We start from the raw sequence: 17,492 nt of genomic DNA on the forward strand, positions 1-17,492 counted from the left end.
CACATTCACCTGTTGCGGCGCCCTCCCCCACCGGGCCAGCGCGAATTGCGGCGCAGTTGGTAATGGAAGACGAGCGCGGTGACAAAGGCTGCGACGAACATGAGAATGGCGGCCACGCCGATCTCTTCCATCACCTCCCGATTGCTTGCTTCCGCATACTCTCCGGCTCGAAACCGGAGCAGGACAGCAATCACGCCCGCTCCGCAAAACACCGCATAAGCGCGCCAGGCGCTTCGGACGATGGCACTCCATCCGTCCGCCACCTTGCGAATTCTGCTCACGCAGCCTCGTCGTCGGCGTCGAGGCCATAAGCGGTATGCAGCACGCGAACGGCGAGTTCGGTCTCGTCCTCGTCGATAAGCACGCTGACCTTGATCTCCGAAGTCGTGATCGCCTGGATGTTGATCCCGCGATCCGCCAGCGCCTTGAACATGGTGCTGGCGACGCCTGCGTGGCTCTTCATGCCGACACCCACGACGCTGATCTTGGCGATCTTGCTGTCGGTGATGAGGCGATTGAACCCGATGTCGTCGCGCTTGTCTTCCAGCAGCGCCTGAGCCCTTGCTAGGTCGGCCTGCGGGACGGTGAAGGTCACGTCGGTCTCGCCCTTGTCGCGGCCCACGTTCTGGATGATCATGTCGACATTGATCGCCGCCTTTGCGAGCGGGTCGAAGATATGCGCCACGGCGCCCGGCTTGTCGGGAACGCGGGTGAGGATGATCTTGGCCTCGTTCTTGTCATGCGCGATGCCGGTTACGTGCTGGCGTTCCATTTCGCCCTTCTCCACCAAGATATTCATTTCCTCTTCCGACACGATCATCGTGCCGGGGAGTTCGTCTGCCGGAATAGCGTCGTCGCCTACGAAGCTGGAGAGGACCTGCACGCGCACGCCCTCTTTCATCGCCAGGCCGACGCTGCGGGTCTGGAGGACCTTGGCCCCCACGCTCGCCAGCTCGAGCATTTCTTCATAGGTCACGGCCTTGAGCTTGCGGGCCTTGGCCACGATCCTCGGGTCGGTCGTGTAGACGCCGTCGACATCGGTGTAGATATCGCACCGGTCCGCTTTCACAGCAGCGGCGATTGCGACCGCGCTGGTATCCGACCCGCCGCGCCCCATGGTCGTGATGCGGCCGTCTTCCGACACGCCCTGGAAGCCCGGGATCACTGCAATCTGCCCAGCCTCCATGGCCGAAGTGAGAGCGTCGGCATCGATTGCCTCTACTCGCGCTTTCGCATGCGCTTCGACGGTACGGACAGGCAATTGCCAGCCGAGCCAGCTGCGCGCATCGGCGCCGAGCGATTGCAGGGTAAGAGCAAGCAGACCGCTGGTCACTTGTTCGCCGCTCGCCACGACGACGTCGTATTCGGCCGGGTCGTAAAGCGGGTTCGCTTCGCGGCAGAAATTGACCAGGCGATCGGTCTCGCCTGCCATCGCGCTGACCACCACGGCGACCTGGTTGCCACCGGCCGCCTGTTTGCGCACGAGGTTGGCGACGCGCCGGATGCGCTCCGTCCCCGCCATCGAGGTGCCGCCGAATTTCATCACGATACGGGCCAAGCGGATGTCTCTCCGTGCTGGAATGCGTGGGCTATGGCTGCTAGCCACCCCTCATGAGTGATGCAACAACCGACACGCCAAGCAATACTTCAGGCGGCCAAACGATCCGGCCCGAAGAGGCCGCACATTTCGGCAGGCTGGCGCGGGACTGGTGGGACCCGAAGGGCTCTTCCGCAATGCTGCACAAGCTCAACCCAGTGCGCCTCGAATTCCTGCGCGATGCAATCGACGTCCACTGGGCGGGCGATATCCGCAATGCGCGTCCGCTCGCCGGCAAGAGCGCGCTCGACGTCGGCTGCGGCGCGGGCCTCCTGTGCGAACCGTTGGCGCGTATGGGTGCGCAGGTAACGGGCGTCGATGCGGCTCCCGAGAACGTGGCTGCGGCCAGCGTCCATGCCGAAGGCGTGGGCCTCGACATCCGGTATATGGCGGGCGAGATCGGATCGCTCGACATCGGGACGTTCGACCTCGTCACCGCGATGGAAGTGGTCGAGCACGTGGCCGACAAGGCAGCATTCGTGCGCGAACTGGCAGCGCGACTTGCCGATGACGGTCTCATGGTCCTCTCCACCCCCAACCGCACGCCCCAATCGCGCCTGCTGATGATCGGGGCGGCAGAAGGTCTGGGCATGATCCCCAAGGGAACCCATCACTGGGACGACTTCATCATGCCCGGCGAGCTCGGCGACCTGCTGTCCGAGGCGGGTCTTTCCATGGGCGAACCGCGCGGAATCGGCTTTTCCCCGATGAAAGGCCTCCATCTTGGCGACGATATGTCGCTCAATTACATCGTCACCGCACGCAAGGCCTGAGGCCCGCCATTAACTCGATCTTTAGGATAGGCGGGTAGCCTCGCCTGATCATGATCAAGAAACTCCTCCTCGGCGGCGCGATCGTGCTTGGCCTGATTTACGGATCGGGCAGCAACCTCGGCGCGGTCAAGCGCCAGATTACCGGCACGGCGAACGACAATGCGCGCTCTGTGACGCAGAACGACAATGGCGGCTGGAGCAATTCGAGCGGCTATTGAAGCGCTGCCGCCCAGTCCTCTTCCTTGAAGCCGACCAATAGGCCGCCCGCGTGTTCGACGACGGGCCGTTTGATCATGCTCGGGTGCTCCGCCATCAGCGCGATCGCCTTTTCACGGTCGATATCGGCCTTGGCTTCATCGTCCAGCTTGCGAAAGGTGGTGCCGCGCTTGTTGAGCAGCACTTCCCAGCCCACCGCGTCCGACCATGAGGCGAGCCTGGCCGGATCGGCACCTTCCTTCTTGTAATCGTGAAAGGCGTAATCGATCGACTGCGCGTCGAGCCACTTGCGGGCTTTCTTGACTGTGTCGCAGTTGGGGATGCCGTAGAGCTGGATGGTCACGATAGCTGTCCTACAGAGTGGAACACATGGAACACGGTCCAGGCGGAAAATCCGCCGGAGGCCGCAAAGCGCCCGTTTCGGGCGGATACAACGGGTTCGGGCGCGCTCATGCCAAGGGCCTAGCGCGAGGGCGGCGTGTAGGACAGGTGCGCGTCGGCAATGGCGACTGCTAACGCATCGGCGGCGTCGGCGCCGGCCAGTTTCGCGCCGGGCAGGAGCACTTTCAGCATGGCCTGGACCTGCGTCTTGTCGGCCCCGCCGGTCCCGACGACCGCCTTCTTCACCAGCCGTGCGGCGTGCTCGTTCACGTCCAGCCCGGCCCCGCCGCAGGCCGTCAGCACGGCGCCGCGCGCCTGCGCAAGCTTGAGAGTCGACTGCGCATTCTTGTTCGCGAAAACCTCTTCCGCCGCCGCGCGATCCGGCGCGTATTCGGCAATGACGGCCTGGACCGAGGTGTGCAGCAGCGACAGCCGCCGCACCATCGGCGCCTTGGCATCGGTCGGGATCTGGCCGTTCGCGATATGCGTGATCCGGCTGCCGTCGACGCGGATCACGCCCCAGCCCGTGCAGGAAAGCGAGGGGTCGAGGCCGAGGATTAGCATGGCTTCACAACCCGATCATCCAGCCGAGCCGCCAGGCAATCGCCAGCAGGAATGCGCTGCCCAATACGATCGCGAGGATCCATTCGCGCAGCTTCACCGGAAGACCGATCAGGCGTCCAGCTTGGCCATGACCTCGTCGGAGATTTCGTAATTGCCCCAGACGGTCTGGACATCGTCGTCATCATCGAGCGTGTCGATCAGCTTGAGCAGGGTCGATGCACCCTTCTCGTCCATTTCGACCGTGATGTTCGGCTTCCACGCCAGCTTGACGTTTTCCGCTTCGCCCAGCGACTTTTCGAGATCGCCCGCGACTTGGTGGAGATCGTCGGCGGCGGTCCAGATGGTGTGACCGTCGGCGGTGCTTTCGATGTCTTCCGCACCCGCTTCCATCGCGGCTTCGAGGACCTTGTCCTCGTCACCCGCGCTGGCAGGATATTCGATCAGGCCGAGTCGTTCGAAGCCGTGCTGGACGCTGCCCTCGGTGCCGAGGTTGCCGCCGTTCTTGGAGAAGGCGGTGCGCACGGCGGTGGCGGTGCGATTGCGGTTGTCGGTCAGCGCTTCGACGATGATCGCGCTGCCGCCCGGGCCATAGCCTTCGTAGCGCACTTCTTCGTAGTTCTCGCCGTCGGTGGCCGATGCCTTGTCGATCGCGCGCTGGATATTGTCCTTCGGCATCGACTGGCTCTTGGCGGCGTTCACCGCCAGGCGCAGGCGCGGGTTCATGTCCGGATCGGGCATGCCCATCTTGGCGGCCACAGTGATTTCGCGGCTCAGCTTGGAAAAGAGGTTAGAGCGCTTTTTATCCTGCGCGCCCTTGCGGTGCATGATGTTCTTGAATTTGGAATGGCCAGCCATGGCTCGTCTCTGCCTTACGCGAAAAGGAATGAATTGCGGCGACCCTTAGCCGCCTTGTGGGCACTGCGACAACCCTCCAGCGGGGTGCAACATAAGTGAATCCGGCCATTCAATGCCAGTTCATGGCGTTTGGTATAGAAGTTGCTCTATTCACTGGCAGATTGTCTTGGGGAAAGGCGGGCTGCCCCATGTTTCCCGTTTGGTGTATATGATCCGCCAACACGCGAAAGGACCAAGCTATGACTACCCGTAAACAGGGAATGGGGCGTAAGCTGAAGCTGGCCTCCGTACCCATGATCCTCGCAGGCCTCGCTGCCTGCGCCACGCCTGCCTTCAAGGCCGACGTGACCCGTTTCGAAACCAAGATGCCCGCCCCCACCGGCGAAAGCTACTTCGTGGTTGCAGACGATCCGGCCCTTGCCGGCGGCCTGGAATTCTCGATGTATGCCGACCAGGTCGAAGCGCAAATGGAGCGCCTGGGTTATGCGCAGGCCGCAACGGCTGAAGACGCGACCCTGCTGGTCCGCTTCGATTACGGCGTCGACAACGGGCGCGAGCGTGTCCGCACGACCGGTATCCACGATCCGTTCTATTCGCCGTGGTACGGCTATCGCGGACACTTGGGTTATGTCCGTCCGCGCTATTACCGCACCCGCGACGGGCGTATTTTCCGCACGAGCTATTACGGCAGCAGCTGGGGCTACGGCTTCAACGACCCCTGGTTCGGCGGCCCGGAAGTGCGCAGCTACACCGTCTACACCAGCGGCATCGACATGAAGATCGACCGCGCGGCGACGGGTGAGCGCCTGTTCGAAGGCAAGGCGCAGGCCCTGTCGACCTCGAACCGCCTGCAGTACCTGGTGCCGAACCTGGTCGAAGCCATGTTCACGGACTTCCCCGGCAATTCGGGTGAAACCGTACGCATCTCGGTCAAGCCGGAAGACCGGTAAGTGCCGGATCGCAAAGAAGCGATATGTAGATGAAATGGAAGGGGCGGCTCGGCGACGGGCCGCCCTTTTCATTGGGTTTTCAGGAATGTGCGCGGACGTGCTATAAAGCGCCGCAATATGAGGGAGTTGAGATGATGAGGGCACTTGCCGCACCGGCAGCGAACCGTATTCGCGCGATCTACTGGACCCTGGCGGCACTCGTTCTTTTGCTTCCCGCCATCGCGATGAACGTCACTGCCGATGTCGCCTGGGGTCCGGGCGATTTCGCGCTTATGGGCGGATTGCTGGGCATGGTAGGGATCGGTATCGAAATGGCCTTGCGGGCGAGGCTGGATGCGCGGGCACGGCTGCTGGCCATTGCCGCGATGATCTCGCTCTTCCTGCTGGTCTGGGCCGAACTGGCCGTGGGGCTGTTCGACTAGGCGAGTTTCGCGTGGCCGCCCGTCGAACCGAACCCACCTTCGCCGCGGGTCGTCTCGTCGAGTTCGTCGACTTCTTGCCATGCAGCCTGCGTGACGGGTGCCAGCACCAGCTGGGCGATCCGGTCACCACGTTCGATGGAGAAACTCTCGTCGCCGTGGTTGATCAAGAGGACCTTCAATTCGCCGCGATAATCGCTGTCGATCGTGCCCGGCGTGTTCGGCACGGTGATGCCGTGCTTGAAGGCAAGGCCCGAACGCGGGCGGACCTGGATTTCATAGCCATCGGGAATGGCGACGGCAAAGCCGGTGGCGACAGCATGGCGCTGGCCCGGCTTCAGGCTGACGGCTTCGGCTGAAAGGACGTCCATGCCCGCAGCGCCATCGGTGGCATAGCGCGGGAGATCGAGGCCGTGGCCGTGGGGCAGGCGTTTCAGCCTCACACCGACCGGATCAGTCATGTTCGTCGTCATCCTTGGGTTCGACCAGCGCTTCGGCAGCGCGGCGCACGAGTTCGCGGGCCACCTCGTCCTTGGGCATTTCGGGCAGGCTTTCGACTCCCTTGGGAGTGACGATGTGCACCTGGTTGATATCGCCGCCCATCACGCTTTCGCCGACGGCTCCGGCAACATCGTTGGCGATGATCCAGTCTGCGCCCTTGCGCTTGCGCTTGGTCTTGGCGTTTTCGACCACGTTTTCCGTCTCGGCAGCAAAGCCGATGAGGAGGTGCGGGCGCTTGCGCCCTGCAGCCACCGCAGCGAGGATATCGGGGTTTTCGGCCAGGATGAGCGCCGGCGGTGCACTGCCGCGCTTCTTCATCTTTTCGCCGGCGACGTGCTTGCTCTTCCAGTCGGAGACGGCGGCCACCATGAAGGCGGCATCGGCGGGCAGTGCATTGCGCACTTCCTCGGCCATGTCCTCGGCGGTCTCGACATCGATGCGGTCGACGCCATGCGGAGTGGGCAGGTGCACGGGGCCGGAGATCAGCGTGACGCGCGCACCGGCGGCAGCGGCCATTGCGGCAATCGCGAATCCTTGCTTCCCGCTCGACCGGTTGGCGATATAGCGCACCGGATCAATCGGCTCGCGCGTCGGGCCGGCAGTGACCAGCACGTGCTTGCCGTAGAGCGGGCGATGTTCGGGATCGGGATCGAATTCGGGTTGTCCGGCAAGCGGCGAGTCTTCGAAGGCGACTTCCTGCGTCTGAACCTCTTCTTCGACCGGCTGCGGCTTGGCGCGTTCGTCCTTGCGGGCGACCGTGTGGTTGAGCGCTTCGGGATCGATCGGCGGTGCGGCTGCAGCCCCACCCTTTTTCGCCAGCAGCGGCCCTGCGGCGTCCGGATCGATCTCGGTATTTTCGACCAGCGCTTCGGCGTCGAGCATGTCGGGCTCGGGCAGGTCCTCGAGCTCTTCGTACTCTTCCTCAATTTCCTCGTGGCTGCGCTTGGGCGTGGAGCGCGGAATGATCATCGACAGCAGGCCGCCAAGGCCGCCGCCGCTCTTTTCGAACTCTTCCCCGTCTTCCGGTTCGAGCGCCTCGATTTCGGGCGCTTCGGCTTCCGCATCCTCGGCGTCTGCCTCTTCTACCGGCGCAGCGAGCTGCGGGGCAGGAGCGGCGAGTTCCGGCAGGTCGATATCGATTTCGAGCTCTTCGGCGATCTTCGACAGGATCGCGACCGGTTCGGGAAGGCGTCCGGGGCCGAATTCGCCGCAGGCCATCGGGCCTTCGTCGGGGTCCATGACCTTCACGCCGGCCTGGCGCAGCCAGTCGGCATTGCGCTGGGTGGCGGAATGCTCCCACATCTTCACATTCATCGCCGGGACCGTCAGCACCGGCTTGTCGGTGGCGAGGATCAGCGTGGTGGCGAGATCGTCGGCAATACCGGCCGCCATCTTGGCGAGGAGGTCGGCCGTCGCCGGGCAAACGACCACGAGGTCCGCATCGCGGCTGAGCTGGATATGCCCCATCTCGACCTCGTCCTTGAGGTCGAAAAGCGAGGTGTAGACTTTCTTGCCCGACAAGGCCGCCAGCGCCATCGGTGTGACGAACTGCTGTCCGCCTTCGGTCAGCACGCAGGTCACCTCGCCGCCCGCCTTGCGGATGAGGCGCACGAGTTCGCACGATTTGTAGGCAGCGATACCGCCGCCGATGACGAGCAGGATCTTGGGTCCGCTCACTTCGCGGTCCCGCTCGAATTCGTCACTGGCGCTGTCCGCGCCGATCGGCTGGTGCATTCCCATTGCGTCATTGTTGCGCTTGCTAGCGCCCCCTGTCCGTCATTGCCAGCACGCATAACGCGCGCGATTGCCCAAATACCCTTGCCACCCTATGGTTTAAAAAAAGGAAACGGAGGGGTTTCGCGTATGAATTTCGTTCTTGCCGCGCTGATTGCGCTGGGTGCCCTGCTCGATCTGGTCCTCGGAGTGAGCTTTTTCGTCGACCCTGCGCTGGCAGGGGCAGACTTCGGTCTGACCGCCAGCGGAGCCATGGGGCTTTCGGCCATGCGCGGCGATTTCACCGCCTTCTTCCTGGTCGCGGCCTTCTTCATGGCATGGGGCGCGTGGAAGCGCCGCGGCGACGTGTTGCTGCCTGCGCTGCTGCTGTTCGCAACTGCCTTTTCCGGACGCCTGGTGAACCTGTTCGCGGTCGGGACCTACGAAGGCTGGTGGATGCCGATGCTGGTAGAGGCCGTGCACGTCTTCGTGCTGACTTTCGCCATGCTGCGCTGGCGCGGGCGGACGGCCTGACCTAGCCGATCCAGCTCTGGGTCGCGGCGGCCCAACCGGCGAGGCCCGCCCCTGCTGCAACGAGCAGATAGCCAAGGACGCTGCGCCTCTCCTGCTTGCGGGCACGGCGTTCCCACACCAGCTCCACTTCCGGTAGCGGCGGCGGTTCGGGCGCGCCGCCCTTGGGCGGGAAGCGGTCTTCGATCCGGCGCACGAGATCGGGGATGCGCAGCAGCGTTTCGGTATCGGTCCGGATACGGTCGGCAATTGCGGCCTCAGGCCCCAGCTCGTCGCGGATCCAGCTGCGCACATAGGGTGCGGACGTGTCCCACATGTTGATCTGCGGATTGAGCTGGGTGGCGATGCCTTCGACCATCACCATGGTCTTTTGCAGCAGCAGCAGGTGCGGCTGCGTCTGCATATCGAAATCGCGGGTGATGGCGAAGAGCCCGTCGAGCATCTGCCCGACCGAAAGCTCGCTCACCGGCTTGCCGCGCATGGGCTCGCCCACGGCCCTCAGCGCCGTCGCGAACTCGTCGACATTGTGATAGCTCGGCACATATTGCGCCTCGAAATGGATTTCGGCGACGCGTTTGTAATTGCCCGTCGTCAACCCGTAGAGGATTTCCGCCAGCCACATGCGCGCCTGTCGGTCGATCCGGCCCATGATACCGAAATCGATCGCCGCGATGGTCCCGTCCGGTTTCACGAACAGGTTGCCCTGGTGCATGTCGGCATGGAAGAAGCCGGCGGCAATGGCCTGCTTCAGGAAAGCGAGGACGAGGCGGTTGGCAAGCTCTGCCGTATCGTGGCCTGCCGCCCGGATAGCCTCTATATTGCTGATCTTGATGCCGTCGATCCAGTCGACGGTCATCACGCGGCCGTTGGTCCGGTCCCAGTCGATGCCGGGCACTTCATAGCCTTCGGTCCCGACCATATGCTCGGCCAGTTCCGAGGCGCTGGCGGCTTCGCGGCGCAGGTCGAGCTCGCGATTGGTCCAGCGCTTGAAATTGGCGATGACGAGCCGCGGGCGCAGGCGCGCAGCCTCGCCGCCCATCGCTTCGACATGGGCGGCGGCCCATTCGTACGTATCGATGTCTTTGGCGAACTGTTCGCGCACGCCGGGGCGCAGGACCTTGACGGCGACCGGCCTGCCCTCGGTCGTCACCGCGCGGTGGACCTGCGCGATGGAGGCCGCGCCGACCGGCACGGGGTCGAATTCGGCATAGAGGCTTTCGAGCGGCTGCTCGAAGCTCGCCTCGATGCTCGCCTTGATCTTGTCGAAGCCGACCGGCGGGAGGTCGTCCTGCAACTTCAGCAGATTGCGCGCCGCATCCTCGCCTACAAGGTCGGGACGTGTCGCCAGCGTCTGTCCCAGCTTGATGGCCGCCGGGCCGATATCGCGGAAGGCGCCGGCATAATCGGGTTCACGCGATTTGATCGTGCCGATGCTGAACAGGCCGATCAGGCGCTTGACCGGGGCCGGAGTGTTGGGGTCGTTCTGGATACCGCGCAGGGCACCATGCCGCGCCAGAATGCGCGCCCAACGACCAAGTCGCCAGATATGCGTCGCGGGGCGTGTCACGCCTAGACCTTCCACCCCGAATGGATGTTCACGGCGCCGCCAAGGATCTTTTCGACCCGCGTATTCTCGAAGCCCGCAGCGCGGATCATCGCCTCGAATTCCGGCGGCTTCGGAAACCGGCGGATCGATTCGGCGAGGTAGCGATAGCTATCCTCGTCATTGGCGATAGCCTTGCCGATCTTGGGCATGAGCTGGTGCGAATAGAGGTCGTAGACTTCCTTGAAGCCCGGCCAGTCGGTCTGGCTGAATTCCATGCAGTAGAAACGCCCGCCGTATTTCAGCACGCGGTGCGCTTCGCGAAGGGCCTTGTCGATGAAGGTCACGTTCCGGATGCCGAACACGATGGTGTAGGCATCGAAAGTGCGGCTGGAGAAAGCCAGTTCCTCGGCGTTCTGGCGGCTCCAGACCAGGCCGTCGATCCCGCGATCCATTGCGCGTTCGATGCCGACATCGAGCATGTCCTGGTTGATGTCGGACACGGTAACGCTGGCACCCTTGGCGGCCATGCGGAAAGCGATGTCGCCCGTGCCGCCTGCCATGTCGAGGATCTGCTCGCCCGGCTGCGGCTTGACGCGGCGCACGAAGCGGTCCTTCCATAGCCGGTGCATCCCGCCGCTCATCGCGTCGTTCATGATGTCGTACTTGGCGGCGACGCTGGAAAACACCTCGCCAACACGGCCGGTTTTCTCGTTCGCGTCGATGTCTTCGTAGCCGAAGGAAACTGTGTCGTTCATGGCGAGGTGCCTTAGGGGGAATTGTGGCCAGCGCAAAGGGTGTTAGAGGGTAACTCATGCCTGAGCTTCCCGAAGTCGAAACAACGGTGCGCGGTCTTGCGCGGTTCCTCGAGGGCGAGACGATCACGCTGGTCCAGGTCAACCGCCCGGATATGCGCCGCCCCTTCCCGCCCGATCTGGTGCAGGCGCTGACGGGGGCGAGCGTGACGCATCTCTCGCGCCGGGCGAAATACGGGCTGGTCCATACCAGCCGCGATCATGCGATGGTGTTCCACCTCGGCATGAGCGGGCGCTGGCGGATCGATCCGGAGGAAGACGACAAGCACGACCATCTCGTCATCGAGACGGCGAGCCATCGCTTCGCCCTCAACGATCCGCGCCGCTTCGGTTCGGTCGATTTGATGACGAGCGGCGAACTGGTGACGTGGAAGCCCTTCGCCGCGCTGGGGCCGGAGCCGCTGGGCGACGATCTCACGCCCGAGCACCTGCGCGAGGCGACGCGCGGGCGCAAACAGGCGATCAAGCTATTGCTGCTCGACCAGCGGATCGTGGCGGGCCTCGGCAATATCTATGTGTGCGAGGCGTTGTGGCACGCGGGCATCCATCCGCGAAAGGCAGGCGGCAAGGTGACCATGCCGCAGCTGCGCCGCCTCGTCCCCGCGATCAAGGATGTGCTGGAGCGATCCATCCGCGACGGCGGCAGCACATTGCGCGATTTCGCCCAGCCCGATGGAAACTTGGGCTATTTCGCCACCCGCTTCCACGTCTACGGCCGCGAGGGCGAGCCCTGCCACCACGAAGACGGCGGCACGATCCGCCGCATCGTACAGGGCGGGAGAAGCACGTGGTTCTGCCCGGTTTGCCAGAGGTAAGCGCCTCTTTTGCCGCTCTGTACCAAACGGGTCAGGAGTCGCTTGGTATCTCGTCCTGATAGACGATTATCGCGTCACCATTGTTCAGCGCATGAGTTGCAGCAGCCCGCAAGGTATCATCTGCAATCTGCTCGATATCGGTCGAGACTTCTTTGGCTCGCTTGGGTTCCACGAATTGCCAGCCTTGATTCTCGACGCATTCGATAGCTGTTTGCTGGCAGTGTTCGATAGTCCCGCCCAGTACGAAGACCAGCAACGCGTGCCTTGCACCCGGTCGGTATTGAGAGGCAGGCCCTGCGACAGCCTCCATCAAGAATATAAACAGCGAGGTGGGCATATCCGGCGTGATCAAGTTCAGATCTTCATGTGTATGCGTGTGGACAAGGCCCCTCACAAATCCAGCGCAGCATATTCCCGCGGTGGGGGCAGGCCTTCCATTTTCTCGCTCAACAGCGGGCGGAAGCTCGGGCGGCTTTTCATGACCATGTACCAGTCGCGCGCCTGGTCGTGGCCTTTCCATTCGATCCCGCCGAGGTAATCGACCACCGATAGCTGCGCCGCGCAGGCGAGGTCGGCGAGGCTGAGCGTCGGCCCGGCCAGCCAGCTGCGGGTGTCGACCAGCCAGTCGATATAATCGAGGTGGCCGTGGAGCAGCCGCCCCATCTCGCGCAGCACCCGTCCGTCGGGCGACTGGCGCAGGATCAGGCGCTTCTTCATCTTTTCGTGCAGGGCAGGCGCGGTGACATCGCCATAGAGGCTTTCGTCGAACAGGCGCGTCAGGCGGCGGATTTCGGCGCGCTGCATGGCATTGCCCGAAATCATCGGGTTGCGGTCCACCGTCTCTTCGAAGAATTCGCAGATCGCCTGGCTGTCGCACAGCGTGACCTTGCGCGCCGGGTCATGCAGGACCGGGGTGCGCCCGGCCGGATTGAGCTGCCAAAGGCTGTCACGCCCTTCCCACGGGTTTTCGCGCACGAGTTCGTACGCAACCGACTTTTCACCCATCAGCAGGCGCAGCTTGCGGCTGAAGGGGCACAGGGGGAATTGGTGGAGCTGCCACATGGCCCCTGCCTATGCGGCAGGCGCGCCCACGCGTCCACTGGCGCGCGCGATTTTGGCGAAAATTTCCTGTGAAGTCAGTCGCGCTGCGGCAGCGTGTCCGAAAAGCGTTCGGCCATGGCGCGCAGCTGCGGCAGCATGACTTCCAGCGTTTCGGCAAGCGTGCCTGCGGCTTCCATGGCGCGCGGCAGGTTCTTCTCGATCTCTTCCGGCACGCGGCTAGCTTCCGGCGCGATCGAGCGCAGCGTCGCGCCATCCTCGACCAACGGAGCTTCCTCGCCCGCAATCTCGGCAACCGCATCGGTCAGCGGGGCGATGGGCAGGTCGAGCAGGACCTCGCTCATCGCGCGCAGCATCATGGCAAGTTCGCGCTGGCGTTCGGGGTCGGAAAGCGTGTCCGCCATTTCGGTCAGCCCGGCGCCATCGCGTTCGTCGAAAGCAGCCTCATCGGCATCCTGCGCCAGTGCGGGCACGGGTGCTGCAAACGCGGCGAGGGTGGCTGCGGCAAGCAGGTGACGACGCATGGGACTTCCTTCGGTTGTTCCGTAACGGTCCGTTTATGCGGGATCAGCGCTGAAAGCTTGCTGAACGGGCTTCAGAAGCCGGAAGCCTGCATCATCAGCAGGCAGGCGGGCATGACTGCATCGAGCTGGCCGTCCTGCGCCAGTTTCTCGGCCTCTTTCCGGCCGCGAAGCGCGATGCCTTCGCGCGCGATGCCCGTGTCGTCCATTAGCTTGGCCATGGTCCGCACGAAGAATTCGCGGCCGCGCTCGTTTTCGAGCAGGTCGGGCCAGTCCTTGCCATCCGCATTGCCCGCACGCTGCGCCTCGGTGGCGATGGCCACTGCAACCCCGCAGCGCAGCGCCGTCTGCTGTTCGATCGGCAGGTCCACCAGTTCCATGGTGATGACCGGAGCGGGCGTGTCCGCCGGCGCGCTGTCCTGTGCGATTGCGGGTGCGGCGAGCATCGCAGCGGCGATGGCGGGGAGAATGATCTTCATGCCCGCTCTCCTATCGCGCCGCGCCTGAACCGCAAGCAACTTGGCTTGCGAGGCAGGCGCTGCCCCCCTACCCGTCGCATGAAACAGGAGATTCGCATCATGAAAACCCGCGCCGCCGTTGCCTTCGAAGCCAAGAAACCGCTCGAGATCGTCGAACTCGACCTCGAAGGCCCCAAGGCGGGCGAAGTGCTGGTCGAAATCATGGCGACCGGCATCTGCCACACTGATGCCTATACGCTCGACGGGCTGGACAGCGAAGGGATTTTCCCGAGCGTGCTGGGCCACGAAGGCTGCGGGGTGGTGCGCGAAGTCGGCGCAGGTGTGACCAGTGTGACAGCAGGCGATCACGTGATCCCGCTCTACACGCCCGAATGCCGCCAGTGTAAGATGTGCCTGTCTGGCAAGACCAACCTGTGCAGCGCGATCCGCGAAACGCAGGGCAAGGGGCTGATGCCCGACGGGACCACGCGCTTCTCCTACAACGGCAAGCCGATCTACCACTACATGGGCTGTTCGACCTTCTCGAACTTCACCGTGCTGCCCGAAATCGCGGTCGCCAAGATCCGCGAAGACGCGCCGTTCGACACCACCTGCTATGTCGGCTGCGGCGTCACCACCGGCGTCGGCGCGGTGACCAACACCGCCAAGGTCCAGCCGGGCGACAATGTCGTGGTCTTCGGCCTCGGCGGGATCGGCCTCAACGTCATCCAGGGCGCAAAGCTGGCCGGTGCGGACCGGATCGTGGGCGTCGACATCAATCCGACCAAGGAAGAATGGGGCCGCAAGTTCGGCATGACCGATTTCGTCAATCCGAAGGATGTCGGCAATGTCGTCGAAACGCTGGTCAACATGCTCGACGGCGGCGCCGATTACAGCTTCGATTGCACGGGCAATACCGCGGTCATGCGCGATGCGCTGGAATGCTGCCACAAGGGCTGGGGCACGAGCATCATCATCGGCGTGGCCGAAGCGGGCAAAACCATCGAGACCCGTCCCTTCCAGCTCGTCACGGGCCGCAACTGGCGCGGCACGGCATTCGGCGGGGCCAAGGGCCGCACCGACGTGCCCAAGATCGTCGACTGGTACATGAACGGCAAGATCGAGATCGACCCGATGATCACCCACCGCCTCAGCCTGGAAGAAATCAACAAGGGCTTCGACCTGATGCATTCCGGCGAAAGTATCCGCGCGGTCGTGGTCTATTGATGCCCGCAAAGGTCAATCTGGACGAGAAATTCGCACTGTTTTCCGACCGCTGGGCGCCGCGCATCGTCGGGCGGTACAACGATAACGAGATCCGCCTGGTGAAGGTCGAGGGCGAGTTCATCTGGCACTGCCACGAGGATACGGACGAGCTGTTCCTGATCCTCGACGGCACGCTCGACATGGAGTTCCGGGATCGCACCGAAGTGCTGGAAGCGGGCGAGATGATCATCGTCCCGCGCGGGGTCGAACACCGCCCCTGCGCGCGCCACGGCGAGGTCCGCCTCCTGCTGATCGATCCCAAGGACATGCCCAATACCGGCGACCAGAAGACCGCCACGCTCGCCATCGACATCTGATCGCTTGCGCGGGCCGCAGGCGCGCTTAAGGTAGCGAATCGAAACCTAAGGAGAGAGTTCAATGTTCAGCCACGTCATGCTGGGTGCCGACGATATCGAGGCATCGAAGAAGTTTTACGACGCCTGCTTCAAGGCGCTCGGCGGCCGCGAAGGCACCGTCGATCCCAAGGGCCGCGTCATCTACATGCACAATGGCGGCATTTTCCTCATCACCAAGCCGATCGACGGTCAGCCGGCGAGCTGCGGCAACGGCTCGACCATCGGCTTTGCAGCCGACAGCGAAGCAATGGCCGATGCATGGCATGAAGCCGGCGCTGCGAATGGCGGCACCCCGATCGAAGACCCGCCGGGCCTTCGCGAAGGTGCGGGCATGAAGCTCTACCTCGCCTATCTGCGCGATCCGGCAGGCAACAAGGTCTGCGCGATGTATCGTCCGGGCTGACGCCTTGACGCCAATCGATGAAAAGGGATTGCGGGCCGACATAGACGCGCTCGCGATCCCTTTTTCGCATCACGAGCACGAGGCCGTCTTCACCGTCGAGGAAAGCCGCGACATCAAGGCCAGCATCCCCGGCGAGCATACGAAGAACCTGTTCCTGAAAGACGCCAAGGGCGCCTTCTGGCTGGTGACCGTCCCTGCAGAAGCGCGGGTGAACCTGAAGGCCTTGCCCGAGGCCATCGGCTGCAAGCGCGTGAGCTTCGGCAAGCCGGACGACATGGAGCGACTGATTGGCATTGCGCCCGGCTCGGTGACGCCGCTCGCCATGATCCATGCATCGCCGGGCAGCGTGACCTGCGTCCTCGAAGCGGGCTTGGCGCACGCAGAGCAGGTAAATGTCCACCCGCTTCGCAATACCGCGACAATGGGGCTTTCCGGCGCGCATATCTTGCAGCTGCTGGAACATTGGGGTCATGCGCCCGTCGTCGCAGAAATCCCGGTTCAGGAGACCGCATGAAGCTCGATTACCTTTCGCAGAACAAGGCCTTCGGTGGCGACCAGTTCGTCTGTTCGCACCAGTCGGAAGCGACCGGCACCGAAATGACCTTTTCGGTCTATGTCCCCCCGCACGAAGCGGGCGCGAAGCTGCCGGTGCTGTGGTACCTGTCGGGCCTCACCTGCACGCACGCAAATGTCACCGAGAAGGGCGAATACCGCGCCGCATGTGCAGAGCATGGCGTGATCTTCGTCGCCCCGGACACCAGCCCGCGCGGCGAGAACGTGCCCGACGCGGCGGACGAATACGATTTCGGCAAGGGTGCCGGCTTCTATGTTGATGCGACGCAGGACCCGTGGAGCGAGCATTTCCGCATGCGCAGCTATATCGAGATAGAGCTGCCCTCGGTCGTGGCCGGAGAGTTCCCGGTCGACCTTTCGCGACAGTCGATCACGGGCCACTCGATGGGCGGACACGGCGCGCTGACCATCGGCTTGCGCGATCCGGCCCGCTTCCGCTCCATCAGCGCCTTTTCGCCGATCGTCGCACCTTCGCGCGTGCCGTGGGGCGAGAAAGCCCTCTGGCGCTATCTGGGTGATGACCGCGATAGCTGGCGCGCCTATGACGCCGTGGCCCTGATCGAGGACGGCGCACGCCACGACCATATCCTTGTCGACCAGGGCGGCGCAGACCAGTTCCTCGAAGAACAGCTCAAGACCGGCGCTTTGACGATGGCCTGCGCCAAGGCAGGTTTGAGCCCGGAGATCCGGATGCAGGAGGGCTACGACCACTCCTATTACTTCATCTCGACCTTCATGGCCGAGCACGTGGCCTGGCATGCGGAGCGTCTACGCGGGGCAGGCTGACCGCACACCCGCGCCGATCAGTCCGCGAGACCGAGCCATTCTTCGGCCACGTCCTGCTGGTCGAGACCGAAGCTCTTGATCTTGATGCCCGGGAACAGCGCGCCTTCGATTTCGGCCGCTTTCCTGAGCCAGTCGGAATCGCTCAGCACTGCGCATTTGTCGATCGCGCCAAGCAAGCCGAAAAGTTTCGGCAGGCGGGTGAATTCGACCGCAATCGCGCTGAGCGTCGGCAGTTCGAAATTGGTGATGCGGTACAGCATCTTGCCGCCCTTCACCCCGTCCGATTTCGCAATCAGATCGTCGAGCGCGGTGCGCATGATGTCGGCATCGATCTTGCCGTCGAGCGTGATATCCACCCGATCGGCCGAGGGCTTGGTGATGGTGAGCATGTGCTACC

General features: G+C 63.6%; 25 protein-coding genes. 11 read left to right on the forward strand and 14 right to left on the reverse strand.

All coding sequences use genetic code 11. The features are described from left to right. Positions 1–5 precede the first annotated feature (5 nt). Positions 6–281 (reverse strand): hypothetical protein, encoded by a 276-nt coding sequence (locus BM173_RS01130; protein WP_143089546.1) that lies wholly within the window; start codon positions 279–281, stop codon positions 6–8. Continuing rightward, complete coding sequence (locus BM173_RS01135; protein ID WP_425438789.1) at positions 278–1,558, reverse strand: aspartate kinase; 1,281 nt, start codon at positions 1,556–1,558, stop codon at positions 278–280. Before BM173_RS01135 ends, BM173_RS01130 begins: the two co-directional genes overlap by 4 nt. Before the next feature lie 53 nt (positions 1,559–1,611). Between BM173_RS01135 and ubiG the strand changes: the two genes are divergently transcribed. Both ubiG and BM173_RS14505 read left to right on the forward strand, forming a co-directional pair. Continuing rightward, positions 1,612–2,370 (forward strand): bifunctional 2-polyprenyl-6-hydroxyphenol methylase/3-demethylubiquinol 3-O-methyltransferase UbiG, encoded by a 759-nt coding sequence (ubiG, locus tag BM173_RS01140; RefSeq protein WP_090476544.1) that lies wholly within the window; start codon positions 1,612–1,614, stop codon positions 2,368–2,370. A 50-nt stretch (positions 2,371–2,420) separates the two neighbouring features. After that, complete coding sequence (locus tag BM173_RS14505) at positions 2,421–2,588, forward strand: hypothetical protein (protein ID WP_160595685.1); 168 nt, start codon at positions 2,421–2,423, stop codon at positions 2,586–2,588. Here BM173_RS14505 and BM173_RS01145 read toward each other — a convergent pair. From BM173_RS01145 to BM173_RS01155, 3 genes are all read right to left on the reverse strand, one after another. Further along, positions 2,582–2,929 (reverse strand): ArsC family reductase, encoded by a 348-nt coding sequence (locus BM173_RS01145; protein WP_090476546.1) that lies wholly within the window; start codon positions 2,927–2,929, stop codon positions 2,582–2,584. The genes BM173_RS14505 and BM173_RS01145 overlap by 7 nt on opposite strands. Before the next feature lie 119 nt (positions 2,930–3,048). Continuing rightward, entirely contained in the window at positions 3,049–3,531 is a 483-nt protein-coding gene (gene ruvC, locus BM173_RS01150) for a crossover junction endodeoxyribonuclease RuvC (RefSeq protein WP_090476548.1), read from the reverse strand. A 108-nt stretch (positions 3,532–3,639) separates the two neighbouring features. Beyond that, a complete protein-coding gene (locus BM173_RS01155; RefSeq protein ID WP_090476550.1) occupies positions 3,640–4,386 on the reverse strand; it encodes a YebC/PmpR family DNA-binding transcriptional regulator in 747 nt (248 codons plus the stop codon). 239 nt (positions 4,387–4,625) lie between these two features. Here BM173_RS01155 and BM173_RS01160 point away from each other — a divergent pair, with 239 nt between their 5' ends. Both BM173_RS01160 and BM173_RS01165 read left to right on the forward strand, forming a co-directional pair. Further along, complete coding sequence (locus BM173_RS01160; protein ID WP_245755717.1) at positions 4,626–5,336, forward strand: DUF4136 domain-containing protein; 711 nt, start codon at positions 4,626–4,628, stop codon at positions 5,334–5,336. Between the two features lie 131 nt (positions 5,337–5,467). Next, complete coding sequence (locus BM173_RS01165; protein WP_218152618.1) at positions 5,468–5,758, forward strand: hypothetical protein; 291 nt, start codon at positions 5,468–5,470, stop codon at positions 5,756–5,758. Here the strand turns inward: BM173_RS01165 and dut are convergent. Together dut and BM173_RS01175 are read right to left on the reverse strand one after the other, a co-directional pair. Next, positions 5,755–6,216 (reverse strand): dUTP diphosphatase, encoded by a 462-nt coding sequence (dut, locus tag BM173_RS01170; protein ID WP_090478286.1) that lies wholly within the window; start codon positions 6,214–6,216, stop codon positions 5,755–5,757. The genes BM173_RS01165 and dut overlap by 4 nt on opposite strands. Beyond that, positions 6,209–7,990, reverse strand: a complete 1,782-nt coding sequence (locus BM173_RS01175; protein ID WP_245755718.1) for a bifunctional phosphopantothenoylcysteine decarboxylase/phosphopantothenate synthase — start codon at positions 7,988–7,990, stop codon at positions 6,209–6,211. Before BM173_RS01175 ends, dut begins: the two co-directional genes overlap by 8 nt. Positions 7,991–8,119: 129 nt before the next feature. Here BM173_RS01175 and BM173_RS01180 point away from each other — a divergent pair, with 129 nt between their 5' ends. Then, entirely contained in the window at positions 8,120–8,503 is a 384-nt protein-coding gene (locus BM173_RS01180; protein WP_090476554.1) for a hypothetical protein, read from the forward strand. A gap of 1 nt (position 8,504) precedes the next feature. Here the strand turns inward: BM173_RS01180 and ubiB are convergent, their stop codons facing one another. Both ubiB and BM173_RS01190 read right to left on the reverse strand, forming a co-directional pair. Next, entirely contained in the window at positions 8,505–10,067 is a 1,563-nt protein-coding gene (gene ubiB / locus BM173_RS01185) for a 2-polyprenylphenol 6-hydroxylase (protein ID WP_090476556.1), read from the reverse strand. Positions 10,068–10,069: 2 nt separating this feature from the next. Further along, positions 10,070–10,801, reverse strand: coding sequence for a class I SAM-dependent methyltransferase (locus tag BM173_RS01190; protein ID WP_090476558.1), 732 nt, complete (start codon positions 10,799–10,801; stop codon positions 10,070–10,072). A 56-nt stretch (positions 10,802–10,857) separates the two neighbouring features. Here BM173_RS01190 and mutM point away from each other — a divergent pair, with 56 nt between their 5' ends. Further along, complete coding sequence (gene mutM, locus BM173_RS01195; protein ID WP_090476560.1) at positions 10,858–11,673, forward strand: bifunctional DNA-formamidopyrimidine glycosylase/DNA-(apurinic or apyrimidinic site) lyase; 816 nt, start codon at positions 10,858–10,860, stop codon at positions 11,671–11,673. Between the two features lie 31 nt (positions 11,674–11,704). Here mutM and BM173_RS01200 read toward each other — a convergent pair whose 3' ends face one another. The 4 genes from BM173_RS01200 to BM173_RS01215 all read right to left on the reverse strand — a co-directional run bounded on the left by BM173_RS01200 (position 11,705) and on the right by BM173_RS01215 (position 13,732). Then, positions 11,705–12,025 carry a hypothetical protein gene (locus BM173_RS01200; protein ID WP_143089547.1) on the reverse strand — a complete coding sequence of 107 codons (321 nt, stop codon included), beginning with the start codon at positions 12,023–12,025 and terminating at the stop codon, positions 11,705–11,707. Between the two features lie 38 nt (positions 12,026–12,063). Next, the gene (locus BM173_RS01205) at positions 12,064–12,735 is read right to left on the reverse strand and encodes a glutathione S-transferase family protein (RefSeq protein ID WP_090476564.1); all 672 of its coding nucleotides are present in this window, start codon (positions 12,733–12,735) and stop codon (positions 12,064–12,066) included. Positions 12,736–12,809: 74 nt separating this feature from the next. Next, the gene (locus BM173_RS01210) at positions 12,810–13,256 is read right to left on the reverse strand and encodes a hypothetical protein (RefSeq protein WP_090476566.1); all 447 of its coding nucleotides are present in this window, start codon (positions 13,254–13,256) and stop codon (positions 12,810–12,812) included. Positions 13,257–13,327: 71 nt separating this feature from the next. Continuing rightward, the gene (locus BM173_RS01215; protein ID WP_090476568.1) at positions 13,328–13,732 is read right to left on the reverse strand and encodes a hypothetical protein; all 405 of its coding nucleotides are present in this window, start codon (positions 13,730–13,732) and stop codon (positions 13,328–13,330) included. A 99-nt stretch (positions 13,733–13,831) separates the two neighbouring features. On the opposite strand from BM173_RS01215, the gene BM173_RS01220 reads away from it, so the two are divergent. The 5 genes from BM173_RS01220 to fghA all read left to right on the forward strand — a co-directional run bounded on the left by BM173_RS01220 (position 13,832) and on the right by fghA (position 17,095). Next, positions 13,832–14,938, forward strand: coding sequence for an S-(hydroxymethyl)glutathione dehydrogenase/class III alcohol dehydrogenase (locus tag BM173_RS01220; protein ID WP_090478287.1), 1,107 nt, complete (start codon positions 13,832–13,834; stop codon positions 14,936–14,938). After that, a complete protein-coding gene (locus BM173_RS01225) occupies positions 14,938–15,294 on the forward strand; it encodes a cupin domain-containing protein (RefSeq protein ID WP_090476570.1) in 357 nt (118 codons plus the stop codon). The genes BM173_RS01220 and BM173_RS01225 overlap by 1 nt, the downstream gene beginning before the upstream one ends. 61 nt (positions 15,295–15,355) lie before the next feature. Next, the gene (locus BM173_RS01230) at positions 15,356–15,736 is read left to right on the forward strand and encodes a VOC family protein (RefSeq protein ID WP_090476571.1); all 381 of its coding nucleotides are present in this window, start codon (positions 15,356–15,358) and stop codon (positions 15,734–15,736) included. 4 nt (positions 15,737–15,740) lie between these two features. After that, positions 15,741–16,250 carry a prolyl-tRNA synthetase associated domain-containing protein gene (locus BM173_RS01235; protein WP_090476572.1) on the forward strand — a complete coding sequence of 170 codons (510 nt, stop codon included), beginning with the start codon at positions 15,741–15,743 and terminating at the stop codon, positions 16,248–16,250. Then, positions 16,247–17,095: an S-formylglutathione hydrolase gene (fghA, locus tag BM173_RS01240; RefSeq protein WP_090476574.1), complete on the forward strand. Its 849-nt coding sequence runs from the start codon at positions 16,247–16,249 to the stop codon at positions 17,093–17,095. The genes BM173_RS01235 and fghA overlap by 4 nt, the downstream gene beginning before the upstream one ends. A gap of 17 nt (positions 17,096–17,112) precedes the next feature. On the opposite strand, the gene BM173_RS01245 is transcribed toward fghA, so the two are convergent. Continuing rightward, the gene (locus BM173_RS01245) at positions 17,113–17,484 is read right to left on the reverse strand and encodes a SpoIIAA family protein (RefSeq protein ID WP_090476576.1); all 372 of its coding nucleotides are present in this window, start codon (positions 17,482–17,484) and stop codon (positions 17,113–17,115) included. Between the last annotated feature and the right edge of the window lie 8 nt (positions 17,485–17,492).

The sequence above is a fragment of the Qipengyuania nanhaisediminis genome, from assembly GCF_900115585.1.
Taxonomy (GTDB): Bacteria; Pseudomonadota; Alphaproteobacteria; order Sphingomonadales; family Sphingomonadaceae; genus Qipengyuania; species Qipengyuania nanhaisediminis.